The sequence below is a fragment of the Ohtaekwangia kribbensis genome (assembly GCF_042676245.1).
Taxonomy (GTDB): Bacteria; Bacteroidota; Bacteroidia; order Cytophagales; family Cyclobacteriaceae; genus Ohtaekwangia; species Ohtaekwangia kribbensis.
The window spans coordinates 214,094-229,587 of the sequence record NZ_JBHTKA010000015.1; the positions used below are offsets into that span (position 1 = coordinate 214,094).

The window sequence follows — 15,494 nt, forward strand, 5'->3', positions numbered from 1 at the left end:
AAAATACTAAGCCGGTTTTCTGCCGATTACCTGGATGGCGTTTCCGGTGTTCTTTGGGAAGTATAGCATGGAATCCATCAATACAAAGGCTTTGCAGAGCGGCAAACACATCAGCTGAACTGCAGAGCCTCCTTTTTTACTGAGGAAGCCAATCTCCCAACCGGCACGTGATAACAGACCATCCGTTGCCGAACTATAGACAACATCAAAACCTTCTTCGTGGAAACGGTTCTTCAATCCTTTCAGATCATATATCTGTCCTACGTGGGCATCGTCAACCCAGTGCTGGTGGTCTTCAAAAAATGAATCCGGTAGAATAGTATTCTGCTTCAGGTTAGGAATTTTTACAAGCAGGTAGCCACCGGGTTTTAACCGCTCGTAGCAATCGTGAAAAGGCATTTCGTCTTTGGGTATATGCTCGAATACATCTACCGCAAAAATGAAATCGAATTTTTCCTGCGCATCCAGTTGGTCGATCTTGTCCGGAAATATAGTCACGTTATTTACATGGAGCTTGTCCACGACCTGGTTTAGTCTCTCAACCCGTTCGGGTAAAATTTCGATGGCCGTAAATTGAGTTTCCGGTAGCGACTCGGCCATCATAAAGGTAAATTCTCCGAGGCCGGCACCGAGGTCGGCTACATTTTTGAACGATGCCAATGGCAGCATGTTCAACAACCTGATGAAAACACGTGAGCGTGCATAATTACCAATGTTGGTATAACCGAAAATGTTGTGAACCATTTTCGAGATAAAAGGTGACCGTCTCATTCGATCACTGCAAATGTACTGAGTCTTTCCATAGTGGAAATGCATGGTATAGAGGGGTTAGGATCTTTTGGAATTGTATAGCGAATGCTATACTTTTTTTTGACACAAAGGCGTTCACTATTGCACATGGCGAACATGCAATACATGCAGACGAGAGCTCATGCCCGACACGCTTTATTGCTGTATGTATAGCAGCAACGGGTGTTGAGATTCAGTTACAACGGTGGGGATCCGTATCGATCGTCCGGCAATGAAAGGTGTATAGGGGTATATATATACTTCGCTAGCCCGATATTCGTTTGGCTGCGTTGTACAGGATTGGCGGTGTTATCTGTTTGACAATTTCCTTAACTGAAATTTTCGAATGGTCAACCTGAGGTCTGGCCTTAAAGATTGTAGAGTGCTTTTCAAGACCACCGTTAATTTCGTAGGCAGGACGACCATTGGTATAATAATATAGTGCAAGCGACTTGCGACTTCTTCCTTGTGGACACTTCAATGCATCGGGGTGACCATGATAAGAAAAATCGGTTGTGGTAAAAATGGCCATGCGGTTAAATAAAGGCAGTATTTTTTTTACACTATGTTTCATCTCGGTGTCCCATAGTTCAAAATGACCGCCCCATTCCTCATGCCAGTCTTTATTGAGATATACCAGTACATTCAATCTTCGGTCGAGGTTGGTAAGTTTGTTCTTGTTAAAGTCAGCATGGATCTTCAGCAAACCACCGGGCATGATCTGGTGACAGCCGCCACCATCGAAGTATGGATCGGGGATAAGTGCATCGATGCCAGTAAGTATTGATAAAAATTCAAGGAAAGGTTGCGAGTTCAGAAAGTGCATGAACTCTTTAGTCTCATCACCAAAACGATATTCACCTTTGGAAGCAAGCTTCACCTGATTGTAGTCGTCAAATTTTAGATCGGGTTTCTTGCTCATGTCCGGAAACTCATCCAGGACTTCAGACAATCGGTGTGTGTTAAAAAAGTTGTCAAAGTAAATGTTGGGGAACGGGGCAGCAGTTTGATACTCTTCGCTTTTGTTTCTGGCGAGCTCATGAAGCTCTTCAACGGACAAGTTAATGAATTTCATAGAGGTGGGGTTTTGATTAGGATTTTATTCAAAAACGCGCTCGGGTATATTAGTTTTCCCTCGCAACATGCTTTACTTTAGGGGAAGTATTAACGTAATGAATGTACAGAAAACGTTTGATATATTTTGATATATAGCCTGGAAAAATTATCACATAATGATGTTACGAAGACTCCTGCTAGCCATTACATTCCTGACTATACCTGTCATCGCAACTATATATATACCGGTAGATGAATTTCTGGTGGCTGGTATTGCGAGTGTTGCGGTGCCGTTCTTTTTAGCTTGTTGCTGTATAGCACTGGTATACTTCCTGATAAAGCGAAGCCGGTGGGTGTGGCTGCCGGCCGGTGTATTGTTACTCTTTCTGGTATTGGTACATGGCATATTTTCTATAGGTATATGGAAGGGAACAAAAGGACAGAAGCCTGATGCACGAATCATTTCCTATAATGTAAAGGCATTGGGCTACTATACCCGGGGCAGTAATTACCAGCAGAATTTTGCAGCGCTATCTTCCTGGCTCGAGCGCGAACAGCCGGATATAGTTTGTCTCCAGGAAACAGTACCTACACATTTCAGCCGGGTCTTGCCTTCATACCATCGCTATTTCTCCGGGAAGGAAACAAGGGAAAAAGACAGTTTGGGACTATTTATCATTTCGAGATTTCCGATTGTAGCATCGGGTAAACTTGAATTTGCCTTTAACTCTTTTAACCGGCTTATATGGGCTGATGTCGTGGTCAACAACGATACGGTCAAGATCATCAATGTCCATTTAAAGTCCTATAATTTTGATAAGACTTCTCGTTTAAACAAGTATAAGAGTATACGGTCTGCATTGATTGCACGGAGTTACCATGCCAAGCTCATCCGCAAGTTTATAGAGCGGTCGTATTATAAAGTAATACTGTGCGGAGATTTCAATGAAACTCCGCACAGTTATGTTTACCAGACACTTTCTGAATCGATGAACAATGCGTATGAAGAAGCTGGCTTTGGGTATTCATATTCCTACCGTTTTATAGGCATGCCCGTGCGGATCGATCATATTTTTGCCGACCCCGCCATTGCGTTCGAGCACTACCGAACGCACTATGAAGTTACTTGGTCTGATCACTTTCCGATTGAGACAAGTATTGTCTTGCCAGCTTCGGATTGATATATACTTCGATCGTTGAATCTTCCAGCTTACGCGGGGCGAGAAATGTATTGTTGCGTATATAGTGCTTTCTCAACTCATCACGTACTTTGTAGGGATAGAATTCCGTGAGACTTGGAATATCTTCGAAAAGCACCAGGTCGTAATAACCACTGCGTACCCGTTCGTTGATCTGGTCGATCTCTTTCTGAAACATACCGATATTAACATGGAACCACAGCGGGTGTTGTGTTAATGGTGTATAGCCAAACTCTTTTGCCAGGAATGTGATCTCCGACATGTTAAGCACCTTGAGATCTTTGTTGTGGATGAACGGAAGCTTCGCGAGACTGTCCACTCCGGCAATCGTACTTTCCGGCAGCATGATGTGCTTGAGTGATTTATAGTTCGAAGTGGTTTTCCATGGTGTAGCGTGTTGAGGCGCATTACCGGCTGCAATCAATTTTTTGCTGTGCAGGTGGAATATATCTGCTACATACTTCCAGTAACCGGCCGAGTAAATTACCATGATGAATAATAGTATAGCTGCGGCAGGCTTGAGTTCGGAACTCCAGCGTTGCCACGGGAAGAAACTCATAATGCACGCAAAACCAAATACATGATAGTACGTCATGTGGTCAGTAGGCAAGGGGCTCGTCATTTTGGTAACGATCGACTGCAGAATGAGACACACGCTGATGGCAGCGAATGTAAACTGGTTTTGATCTTCGAAGAACTGCCTGAACGATTTGAAAGTAGAGATCAGCAGGATGAGAATAAGCGCGAGGTAAATCTTCTCCACCATCGATCCTTCCAGGAATGTATTCAGTAACAGAATAACATCGAGACGCGAGCTGTGTGGTGGCTGTCCGTAATTAAACCAGTAGAAGAAGTCAAAACCAATAAACGGTATTACGGCCAGTAGGCTTACCGTTGCAACAGATACCAGGTATATGGCCGTTGGCAGTTTCTCTTTCACCATAATAGCACGGTATACCAGCAGGAAGAGGCAGAGTAAAATACAGATGGCACCAACATCCTGCTTGGTGAAGAATGTTACTACCGAGAAGATACCGGCCAGTGCAACCCAAACGGTTTTTGATCGGGTACTCTCTGCATTGAAAGACTGTGTGAGAAAGAATATAGCAACCAACTCATAGACAACGACCGAGTGATTATACCACGGCCAGAAATTATATACTATATACGTTAAGCAGAATACCAGTATGCTGAGTGTTACAGCATAAGGCTTCAGCCTGAGGTTATATAGTATACCGCGAAGCGAAAGCATACTAATGAGGTTGATGAACACCTGCGCCTTCACCAATGATAAAAATGTAGGGCCAAACAACTTGAAGAACAATGCTGGTATAAGCCAGTAACATATTCCCATGGGTAGTCCAAAATCTTCATAAGGAACCTGACCAATGGAAAGCCTGTAAGCGCCTTCCCATGATAAAAAGATGTTAACGCGGTAGGGAAGTTTAATGAATAGAGGGAGTACGAGGAATGGAACGCAGATCGCTAGATCAACGAACCGGGGGAGTCTTTTTTGCACAATTTTTTAAGATTAAAACCATTCAAAGATAATGTTTTAACCATTTGCAGGGGAGAGTAATAATAATAATTTTACACAACCAAAAGTTAGTATAATGCGCTTCTTCTACCTGCTACGGATCCATCACTGGATCAAGAACTCTTTCGTCTTCATACCTGCTTTTTTTGCAGGGCGTTTGTTGGAAATAGAAATCCTCGAGTTGTTGGCTCAGGGTTTCTTATGTTTCAGTCTCATGGCATCTGCAATTTATATTCTCAATGACTATCGGGATATAGAAGCCGACAAAGTACATCCTGTAAAGAAACAGCGCCCGTTGGCGTCCGGTAAAGTATCGCCAGCGTTAGCGCTGGTAATTATGGCGGTGTTGTTTATTGTCTCATTGGGTTGGTCGTATAGCCTGTCCGATACTTCAACGTTTGCAATACTGGTATTGGTGTATGGTGTGATTAATATAGGTTACTCACTTGGCTTGAAGAACCTTTCGCTGGTCGATATATTTCTGGTGTCCTCAGGCTTCCTGATCCGCGCGGTGGCAGGAGGTGTGTTGATCGGAGTAGTCATTTCACAATGGCTTATCATCATGGTGTTCCTATTGTCTATATTCCTCGCGTTTGCCAAACGCAGAGACGATCTCGTGCTCGCACAAACATCCGGTACAGCACTGCGTGCTTCCGTGAAACAGTATAACATTGAGTTTATCAATACGTGTTTGGCCTTGATATCGGGTATTATCATGGTGTCCTATATCATGTACACGATTTCAGAAGAAGTGGTGGATCGTATTGATCGCGACTATTTGTATATCACAGCACTGTTTGTATTCGCAGGTCTTTTGCGGTATCTGCAGATCACCCTCGTGAATAACGATAGCGGATCGCCAACGAAGATTCTCCTTACCGATCGATTCATTCAGTGTACCATCGTTGGGTTTATCATCACGTTCCTGGTAATTCTTTATATATCAAAGAACACGTACGCATAGTTAAAAACATATTTCCCGCTTGCAGTATAGTTTATGAATAAAAAACCGGCTCTCGCATTATTTGATTTTGATGGTACCATCACTACACGCGACACGCTGTTTGAGTTTATACTCTATTGCAAAGGACGCAGTCGGTTCTTCTCCGGGTTTGCGTTCTTGTCACCGGTACTGGTGCTGTTCAAGGCTGGAGTAATTTCCAATTCACGCGCGAAGCAGATTGTACTGTCTCATTTCTTCAAAGGTGTAAGCATCGAAAAGTTCAATAACGATTGTCTTGCTTTCGCGAATGAACGTGTACCATCACTCATTCGCCCGAAGGCACTGGAAGAGATACGACAACATAAAGCCAACGGGCATACAGTAATTATTGTATCGGCATCTCCGGAGAACTGGGTAAGACCCTGGGCCGAGAGCCTGCAGGTTGAATGTATTGCTACGCGCATGGAAGTAGCCGATGGTAAAATTACCGGCATGTTCGAAGGCATGAACTGCCACGGAGAGGAGAAGGTACTTCGTATTAAAAATTACCTCGACCCCCGGGAGTATACTTTGATTTATACGTATGGCGATACCAAGGGCGACAGGCCTATGCTCGCCCTCGGCACACATTCACATTATAAACCTTTCAGGCAGTAAAGCGAATACTCGAGAACGGGTTCGAGCATCCGGTTTTATAGGGATTGAAGAAACCTATATACGTTACCGGCTGCGAGGAGTCCATTTTATTCAGGAAGAAATCGGTTGAGAGTAAAAACTGTCCGGTAATAACACTCCGGTTCTGTACGTACTTGTGATGGTATGCTACTTTCAACCCAAGCGAAGAAAGGAAGTGCTGCACACAGATGAACATCTTCTTGGAAAACGAGAACCGGTCCCAGAAGAATTCTTTTTTAGCATCAGTCATAAATCGATCAATAGCCTCTCCGTTGAGCTTCAGTGCTTCGGTATCAACAACAATCATTCTTCGTACAACGCGATCAAACTTCAACAGGAAATAGGCAGCTATAGCAGCCACAACAGTCAAAGCAGAAAATCGAATAAAGGATCGTCTGTTCATGATTGTACAAGTTTATCGGCAGCCCGTAACGAAAGTGCTGCCAGGGTTATCGTTGGGTTTGATGGTGTAATGGTAGGGAAGGCGCTTCCACCCAATACCAACAGGTTTCTATATTGATGATGACGCAGGTCTTTATCGACTACACCGGTAGCCGCATCGTTGCCCATGCGTGCTGTGCCGAGGATGTGAGCTTCCGAAGGTTGGTACTTATCATCCAGGTAAATGTTCTCAATCGGCAGTGATCCGAATATTTTGCCGATGTTGTTTTTCAGGTAATCATACCCCTTTACAACGTAGTCGCTATGCGCTTTATAGGTTACTGCAGGAATCAGCGGATCGGCTGAGCGTTCCACCCGGTTGTCGGCCTGCGGTATATCTTCAAATACAAACTTGAACTTGGCAATGTTTCTCCACTTGCCGGCCTCGTGTCGGATGAAGACATCGTTGTGACTTTCAATAATACAGGCAGCACGTTCTTTCCGGAATGCACCATCGTATAGCATAAATCCGTTTGCTGTAATGATGGAGCTTCCGCCTACATTCTGAAAATCTTTCAGATCAAAGTATCCGTAGTAGCCTACCTGTTCCGAAAGGTTACGACCTGTATGCACATTAGTATCGCCTGAGTTTAAAAGTATATGTGCATTAAAGATCGCGTTGGCTCCGAGCGCAACCAGGTCTGCTGTTGCTTTCTTATCCTGGTTGTTGTGCCGGTATTGAACACCCGTTGCTATATTGTTTTGAGTGTCCACTTGTATAACCTGCGCCTGGTATATGATCTCTACACGCGGGTCGCTATATACTATATTCTTTAAGCCGTTCTCGATGGTAAACTTGGCTTCCACCGGACACAGGTGACAGATGGCACTCGTGCAGCATTTGTTTCGTTTGTTGGATATACTGCTTCGCGCGGTGGGCTGACTGATATACTGATCGCCATAGGCTTTCTGCAAAACTTTATCTACCGTACTCAATTCATGTGCTGGCTGCGGATATTTTCTAGACATCGGGTAAGGCGTTATATCCGGGCCTGATGTGGACATGATATCTTCCACCTCGCAGTAGTATAACTCTATATCACTATAGGTTAGCGGCCAGTCTTCACCAACGTTGTATTTTGATTTCATTTCGAAATCGTTGGGCATGAAGCGCGGTGTACATCCTGTCCAGCAATTGGAACTGCCACCAAAACTAGGATCAAAGATCCACGATTTTTCAGGCGTGTTATTCCTGAATGTGTTGCCGCCGTTTCCACCACTCACATAGCTCACTTTTCCCAGCGGTCTTGAGCGGGCATCCTGAAGTCTTTTCTGATGCGGAATAAATTCACCACGTTCCAGCACGAGTACACGTATATTCTGTGAAGACTTTTCAAGAAACTTCTTCAGGAAAAAAGAAGAAGCGAACCCGGTGCCAACGAGTATTAAATTATAATGCATGGTAACATGTTGGTAAAGTGTTAAAATAGCATAAGAATTTCAATAAATTGCAAGGTAACAATTTAACTCCCGTCATGAATCTTGTAAGCCCTCGACTCGACAAATTGATCTGGTTCTTTTTCTTTTTCATCATGAGTTTATACGTGTTGTATGAACATGCCACTAGTTGTCTTGCGATTGATCTGGCTACACAGATCACACGTCATAAAAATATTATCGCTGGCAATTCCGAGTTTTATAATCCCTGGCAATACAGGATACTATCTCCATACCTGCTCGAATCAATCATACAGGTATACAATAAAGTGCTGCCTGGTAAATACGAAATAGTGCCTTATCTGTTTTTAAGATTTATACAAAATATGCTGATTTTTTATATCAGCTTCTACTACTACCGCGCACTGCAAATTAAAAATCCGATTGTGATCTTTGCCGGTCTTATGCTGTTATGCTATACCATCAGCAACAGTGTTTTTCAATCCGATCTTTCATTCAACACATACTTCGATATCATTTTCTATTTGCTGGCAGCATTGGTTATTCTGCACGAGCGTTTTTACTGGATCATCCCGATCACGTTTCTGGCAGCACTAAACCGTGAGACCAGCGGCTTTATTCCGTTTATGGTGGTTGTTCCTTTTCTGCTCGCCAACCGCCAACTGCTTACCAGAGAAAAGTGGATCATCTCCGTGGCATCGCTTGCGTTGTTTGCCGTTGTATTTATAGCGATACGACTATATTTCGGATTCCGGGAAGCAGAAGGTATACACGGTATGCGAAGTCCGATGGCTTATCTGAAATTCAACCTCACATTCTTCCGAATGTATCCTCAATTGATCGGTACATTGGGATTGATTCCATTCATCACGATCTTCGGCTTTCGGCGTCTACCCGTACCGTTGAAGAGCTGGTGCCTGCTTATTGTTCCCTTCTGGCTCCTGATTCACCTGGTGAAGAGCACCGCGATGGAGTCAAGACTCTTCCTGGTGCCGCAAGCGCTGATCTTTATACCTGCTATGCTTTGGCTGATGGAAGACTTTTACCGGAATCACTCGCCTGGTAAAGAATCAGTCGCGAACGTATAAAGGATTTGATTTACTTCATCGGGTCTTTCAAAGTGCGGCATGTGGCCGGCATCTTTGATAGCACGATGTTGAAGCGATGAAGTAAACGATTGGTAGATCGCGACATTTCCCTGTGGGAAGTAAGGGTCGCGGTCACCGTACACCAGGAGTATATTCTGTTTAAGATTCTTGAGCAGCTCTGTATTTCGCTGATTCAACGTGTGCATCCATGTAGAGTGATTCACACGCTTGTATCCTTCAAACTCCATAAAGTACTCCAGACGCTTGCTGTATCTTTCGAAAAGTTTCTGATCAACAAATTCCTTTCGTTGGTTTTCAACCGCACGTGGATACCAGTAAAAGGTCATTAACATATTTGATACTACCGGCAATTTCAGTAACAGGTTCGGCTTGTAATCTCCGGTTGTAGCCGGATCGAGGAACACGATCCGGTTTACACGATCCGGGTATAGTTTGGTATATTCCAGTGCGATCATCGCACCCATCGACATGGAGATAATGGTAAAGGGTTGGATAATCTTCAGTGTATCCAGTAACTGAGAAAGTTGATCAACCATCAGTTTGGGAGTATAATCAACATTCGGTCGGTCGGTATAGCCACGTCCGTATAGATCGTATGAGAGTGTTCGGTATCCTTTCTGTTGAAAGAACGGTATATTGTTGGCCCATACTTCCTGGCCGGTTATACCGCCACCGTGTATAAATACAATCAACTCCGCTGTATCACTTCCTTCCAGTTCATAATGTACAATGCCGTGATCGAGTTCTATAAATTTACCGGGCGCTGATGAACGATCTTCGTTCGTTAAATTTTTTGTCTCTTGCGAAAGGGACATAATAAAATAGGATAGTACTACAAGTACTATCCCACCAATAAAAATTGCTAACAGGGTCTTTTTCATAGAGAGGTAGAGGGTAACAAGTTTATACTATACTAACTCTTCTTGATCACCTTGAGTTTAGTTGCACCAACAATAACAATGTATGCACCTTGAGGAAGGCCGGCCAGATCCAATGTTATACTCTCATCAGATGCTGCTATAGCACGCTCCGCTACAGTATCGCCTACCACGTTTGTAACTTTTACAGACGTTGCGTTGGTTCCTTTCAGGTTCACTACCAGTTTATCGGTAAACGGATTCGGAGAAGCGGAGAGTGCATTCTGTGATGAGGTTTCGTTTCCGGTAGGGGATACGTTGACGCCATCGGAGAATCTCGCACAGCTTCCGTTCGTAACGGATACGGAATATATACCATACGAAGCCGGGTATATATCAAACTGGTTCTGTCCTTCCAATAAAGCACCATCCAGGTACCACTGGTAGGTATAGTTTGTTTTATATTCAGTTGAAAGTTTATTCGCAGCAGCAGTAACAACGGGTTGTGTCAGTGCATCGACTGTTACGTTGATTGCTTCAGCAACTTTTGCTGTAGCGCAATTCGCGTAGCTGTAGCCGGCTTTGATATCTACCTGGAATGTACCGGCACCAAGTGCTTCTTTACCAAGTGCGAGTTGCAGTGTACCACCGGTTGAAAGTACTTTCTCTGAAAGTTCAGTTGTTCCGATAAAGGCCTGATACTCTACATCGGCAACTGTATTTTCAATTGTGATGACCGGAGTACTTTCACAAACGCTGGCTGCAGAAATCGCCTGTGGCTGTATTGCTGCAATTTCAGGTTTAGTCAATACCAGGGAGAAACGTGTGCCTTTTGAAAGCGAGCTCTCGGTAATGGCAAAGCTATAGATCTGGCCACCGGTTATCTCAGTTTCCGTTCCGGTAAAGGAATCTTTCAGATATACCTTGGTTACATCCGGGTTGATGTCGCCAAATTTCAAAGAGTAATTTCCTTTCGCTGCATTTTCAATATTCAACGCAACAGTCTGCTGACAGAAGTTGTTGGATACAGTGTTAATCACGAGTGACTTTCCATCTTCTGATTTCGAAGAGAAGTTGAAGTATGTATTGTTTTGCTTCAGTGCATCTTCATTCTTGCTGAAGGTATTAACACCGGTTGTCTTGGCAACAATATAGGTCTCATCGATGAACGTACCGTTGGTCATGGTAATTTCGATAGCTTCTGAAGTTTTACCTTCGCGATAGAAGGCACCATCGGAGGTAAATTTAGCATTCTCCGTAATTGTGAGTGACGGTGTTGCCGATGTAGTCTGTACCCAGAACGCCTGGCCCGGAGCGATGATACCATTATCAAGGTTTCCGGTTGTTCCATTCCATACGCGCCACCTGTATTGTGTACCGAAGTTTTCGCGTACACTTACCGTTGCACTTACATCCGTCATGGTAGACCATTTGCCATCGGCTGAACTTCCGGTCCATTGGATAGGAGCCGGATATGGATTACCCAACATGTTCCAACCGTTGTCTTGTCCTAATGTACCACCGGTCAACGTAAATATGAATGACCCCTGGTATGGAGCTCCGGTTGCTTCCCATGTCGTTGCGTTGGTTGCTTCGCGAACGAAGATTGAATAACCTTTACCGATGCGCAAAGTGTCCTGGTTTGTTCCGTTGTTAGGAGGGAAGTTTGCATATCCACCAGTTGTTTCGTTGTGACTGAACATCGATGCATTGGTGAGCAGACCTGTTCCGGTGCTGGCACCTGTAAACACACCTGTTACCGGTATATATTTCTGGATATCGGCTACTTTAAAGTTTTTGATCGGTGAAGCTATATAGCGATATATACGGCCTTCGCCTTCCATATAGCGTTGGTAAGTGATGTCGCCAGTAATTTTGGCACCGCCCAGGAGTGGACCTATGCGCGCACTACCGTTGGCATCAGAGATCAATACCATGTTTCCGTTATAGGTGTTGAGTTCTCCTCTGGTAAGGGTAACCAGGTCGTATGCTTTGATAAGACTCAGCAAGTTGATCTTCGCAGTACCGGTAGAAGAAAGTGTGAGGTTGGTAATCTTGTTATCGGTTTCGCTGAAGAGCAGGTTTGATGATGTTGTTGATGTTGTGCTCAACGTAAGGTCACCACCGTTCATCGCAATTATACCTGTCTCACTGTTCGGGTTCACGGCTACATTTCCGTTCAACACGAGGTTGTTATTGTCGAGTTGAAGCGTAGAACCTGTTTGAAGTATAAGATTACCACCGTTGCTGTTTCCTATATTCAGATTTACAGCGTTATCAGTTCCATTGTTGATGGTCAAGGCATCACCGTAATCCAACGTAAGTTGATACAGGCTCAGATCTTCATCAGGATTCATGGTGATGATGTGATTTTTACCACCTGTGAAAATCAGAGAATATAATTGATTGCCGGTTAATGAACTGCCTGCTCCGAGGTACGACAGGTTTCCATTAATCGATACGATTGAACGGTTCGGTTCATTACCCTGTATAATTACCTGGTCGGCTACGGTAAGATTTCCTTTCACTTCGATTGAGCTCAACGGAAGTGACTTGGTTGAAAGCGGTGTGTTGAGATTCAGGTTACCATACGAAGCTACGGGCACTACACCGTCAACATTGAAGTTTACAGTAGATGTAGTTGCCAATACTCCGAAGGACGGAATCGTAGTGTTGTTCAGATTGATGGTTGCATTATCTTTTGCTTCCAGTTTACCGGTGAGCGCAGCGTTTACATCTAATGTTAAACCAGTACCCACGATAATTTTTGAGCCTGTTCCCGTTACGGCCCATGCTGCACTCAGTGGCACAACGCCTGAACGGTTCTGTATGTTATAGGTTTGATAACCGGTAGTAAAGTTTGCCGGAGCAGTACCCGTACCGTTGGTGTTGGTTCCCCATGTACTCAGATCCTGTAAATTACCCGTAGCTTTCGAGTAGTATGTTACAGGTGTAGCGCTGGTGCGGAAGAGCTTCGAGTTTGGTATAGTTTGTTTTCCTAAACCTGTACCTGATCCCGGAGGGTCGTACTGTACCGTCATGGTCTGTGCCAAACTATTGGCATAGAAGTACTCGATGCGTATAGCATGTTTACCGGTAGTAGTAATGCTTACAGTTTTGCTCTTCTCAGTCGGAGCAGACTTCAGGCCATCGTTATCCACCTGGAGAACACCATCCAGATACAGGCGGCTACCGTCATCAGAACGTGTATAGAATATATAGTTACCGGTCTGATCGATCTGGATATAGCCTTCGTATACAAAAACAAATTTGATGTTTCGGTTTCGCACGGTTATATCAACGTTGCTTACAGTACCTTGTTTAACCGGTGTTTGTGTTGATGCAAAGTAACTGGCCAGTGTAAATGTAGTCGGTACGGTGAGTGGTTCGTAGTAAGAATAGTTCAAACCATTCTGTGGCGACAACGTTGTTCCCTGAAGAGCTTCACCCGGGAAGTCGGAGAAGTTACCACGTGAATCTACAGCACGTACGTTTAAGAAGTATGTAGTATTGGCAGCCAGGTTTGTAAAGGTATAGCTCGTGGTGGTAACATTTCCGTTTACGAGGTTAGAGCCTTCATATACTTCATATTTAGCAACGCGGTCGTTATCGGTTGATGCATCCCACGATATAGAGATCTGTGTATCGGTAATGTTCGTAATGGTTACATTGCCCGGTACACTTGGCTTGATAAGATCGTTTGGTAAAGTGATTGATCTCTCGGTTGCAAATCTTCCATCGCCTGATCCTACAGCACGTACACGGTAGAAGTAACGTGCCATCGGACGTAAACCTTTATCATTATACGAAGTTGAATTGGCAGGAACGATCGCTACCATTTTGTAGGGTTCGCTGGTATAGCCGTTCGCGTTGTTACGGTTTCTCCAGATCTCGAAGTATTCTTCGTTTGTGGAGTTATCTGTCCAGGAGATTTTTACTTCTGTTTCCGATACAGATGTAATGCCGTTAGTTGCAACGGTAGGAGCCGTTGGTATAACGTGCGGGTTAATATAGCTTACGGTTACAGGCGCAGAGAGTAAACTTAAACAGCCTGAGCTCTCGCGTACTTTTACAGCGTAGCTGCCAGCCTCTGCCGTTGTACCAGCTGTACCGGAAGCATTCAGAAAGTATGCGATTTTAGTTCTTGTAGTAGTGGTATCAAATGGAGTTCCATCTTTAAACCAGTAGTATGTCGAGAATCCTTCCTGTGCGGTAAGTTTCAGGGTATCATTCTTGGCTCCGTTGAAATCGATCGGAAGAACGCGTGTACCTGTGTTGGCGAGCGTAGGAGAGAAAGTTGATGCAGATTTAGGAGTTATGTTAACCGGATAAGACTCTGCCCATTTACCATTACGTCTCTGGAATTTGACGGTATATATACCGGTTTGATTCAAGGTATAGAAACGCGTAGTGGCAGCGGGGATATCCACTCCGTTGTATGTCCATTGATAGGCGAGGAAACCATCGGAGAAACCGAGCTTGATGGAACCGTTCTCACAAAGTTCAGTCGCGCCACCAAATACATATATATTCTTTTTGTTCTGTGCTTTTATCCACGGGAAGAAGTCGTTCTCTGCGTATGCTGTTGTCCATGTACCGTGCCCTAATGTCGGGTACAAAGTATAGATCGGAGCAGCGCCTTTGCTTTTCAACAGGTCGATGATATCCTGTGCAGCCTGTGGTCTCGGGTTGGTATCGGTACCACCCTGGAACAACCATATAGGCATGGTTACCAGTATATCTGACATTGCTTCATTATTGGTTCCTACACCAGACATTGGCAACATTGCCGCGAAGAGATCAGGTCGTTTTGCAGCAGCATCCCACGAACCTTTTCCTCCGTTGGAAAGTCCGTGTACAATAACACGATCCTGGTCAACATTATAGGTCTTGATGAAATACTCTACAATGCCGATGGCCATGCGCATGTTGTCCGCCAGGTTACCATCTTCCCAACCGTTTTGCCAGCTACCACTGTGACTCACTTGTGGCATGATGACAATACCGGGGAATGACTTCGGATCGCTGGCTGATTTTACAATAGCGGCAGCGTGCGAGGGACCAGCATGTGCAGTGTTAGTACTGTTATTATCATACTGCGGGTCATCAGGAGTATAGTCATAGCGACCTGCCCATGAACGACCGGATTCACCGGCACCATGCAGCATGAGTATCAAGGGATACTTGGTAAGTGTATCCTTCTTGTTATACCCATTCGGGAACATTACTCTGAAATTCAAAAACTCTTCAACGACAGCGCCATTACTTTTCCAGTAAGTATACTCACGAAACCGAGCTTCGTTTGTAAAACTTGCCATCTTGTAATAGTGACTGAGCTGATTGTTTCGAAGTGTATACCCACTATCATAGTGGATAACCGATTGAGCAAAAACAGGAGTGGAGAGCGCGGCAATAACATACACCATTGCCACCGCAAGAGACTTAGGTAAGGACATAGAGAATAAAGCCATTAAACAGTTATAGACCTAC

10 protein-coding genes and 1 pseudogene are annotated in these 15,494 nt (G+C 44.3%); 4 read left to right on the forward strand and 7 right to left on the reverse strand.

Going from position 1 to position 15,494, the window contains the following annotated elements:
• Window positions 1-6: 6 nt before the first annotated feature.
• Window positions 7-744, reverse strand: coding sequence for a class I SAM-dependent methyltransferase (locus ACFQ21_RS27730; RefSeq protein ID WP_377585405.1), 738 nt, complete (start codon window positions 742-744; stop codon window positions 7-9).
• Window positions 745-1,054: 310 nt separating this feature from the next.
• The gene (locus tag ACFQ21_RS27735; RefSeq protein WP_377585408.1) at window positions 1,055-1,864 is read right to left on the reverse strand and encodes a 2OG-Fe(II) oxygenase; all 810 of its coding nucleotides are present in this window, start codon (window positions 1,862-1,864) and stop codon (window positions 1,055-1,057) included.
• A gap of 157 nt (window positions 1,865-2,021) precedes the next feature.
• Between ACFQ21_RS27735 and ACFQ21_RS27740 the strand changes: the two genes are divergently transcribed.
• Entirely contained in the window at window positions 2,022-3,026 is a 1,005-nt protein-coding gene (locus ACFQ21_RS27740; protein WP_377585411.1) for an endonuclease/exonuclease/phosphatase family protein, read from the forward strand.
• Here the strand turns inward: ACFQ21_RS27740 and ACFQ21_RS27745 are convergent.
• Complete coding sequence (locus ACFQ21_RS27745; RefSeq protein WP_377585414.1) at window positions 2,968-4,563, reverse strand: hypothetical protein; 1,596 nt, start codon at window positions 4,561-4,563, stop codon at window positions 2,968-2,970. The two genes, ACFQ21_RS27740 and ACFQ21_RS27745, sit on opposite strands and share 59 nt — an antisense overlap.
• 79 nt (window positions 4,564-4,642) lie before the next feature.
• Between ACFQ21_RS27745 and ACFQ21_RS27750 the strand changes: the two are divergent.
• Together ACFQ21_RS27750 and ACFQ21_RS27755 are read left to right on the forward strand one after the other, a co-directional pair.
• Window positions 4,643-5,545, forward strand: a pseudogene (locus ACFQ21_RS27750) (UbiA prenyltransferase family protein); the annotation flags it as partial.
• Window positions 5,546-5,578: 33 nt separating this feature from the next.
• Complete coding sequence (locus tag ACFQ21_RS27755; protein WP_377585416.1) at window positions 5,579-6,181, forward strand: HAD family hydrolase; 603 nt, start codon at window positions 5,579-5,581, stop codon at window positions 6,179-6,181.
• Here ACFQ21_RS27755 and ACFQ21_RS27760 read toward each other — a convergent pair.
• Together ACFQ21_RS27760 and ACFQ21_RS27765 are read right to left on the reverse strand one after the other, a co-directional pair.
• Window positions 6,171-6,602 carry a hypothetical protein gene (locus ACFQ21_RS27760; protein ID WP_377585418.1) on the reverse strand — a complete coding sequence of 144 codons (432 nt, stop codon included), beginning with the start codon at window positions 6,600-6,602 and terminating at the stop codon, window positions 6,171-6,173. The two genes, ACFQ21_RS27755 and ACFQ21_RS27760, sit on opposite strands and share 11 nt — an antisense overlap.
• Window positions 6,599-8,041: a GMC oxidoreductase gene (locus ACFQ21_RS27765; protein ID WP_377585420.1), complete on the reverse strand. Its 1,443-nt coding sequence runs from the start codon at window positions 8,039-8,041 to the stop codon at window positions 6,599-6,601. Before ACFQ21_RS27765 ends, ACFQ21_RS27760 begins: the two co-directional genes overlap by 4 nt.
• 74 nt (window positions 8,042-8,115) lie before the next feature.
• Here ACFQ21_RS27765 and ACFQ21_RS27770 point away from each other — a divergent pair, with 74 nt between their 5' ends.
• Window positions 8,116-9,126 carry a hypothetical protein gene (locus ACFQ21_RS27770; RefSeq protein ID WP_377585422.1) on the forward strand — a complete coding sequence of 337 codons (1,011 nt, stop codon included), beginning with the start codon at window positions 8,116-8,118 and terminating at the stop codon, window positions 9,124-9,126.
• Here the strand turns inward: ACFQ21_RS27770 and ACFQ21_RS27775 are convergent.
• Window positions 9,090-9,962, reverse strand: a complete 873-nt coding sequence (locus ACFQ21_RS27775; RefSeq protein ID WP_377585425.1) for an alpha/beta fold hydrolase — start codon at window positions 9,960-9,962, stop codon at window positions 9,090-9,092. The two genes, ACFQ21_RS27770 and ACFQ21_RS27775, sit on opposite strands and share 37 nt — an antisense overlap.
• Before the next feature lie 98 nt (window positions 9,963-10,060).
• Window positions 10,061-15,460, reverse strand: coding sequence for a fibronectin type III domain-containing protein (locus tag ACFQ21_RS27780; RefSeq protein ID WP_377585428.1), 5,400 nt, complete (start codon window positions 15,458-15,460; stop codon window positions 10,061-10,063).
• Window positions 15,461-15,494: the final 34 nt, after the last annotated feature.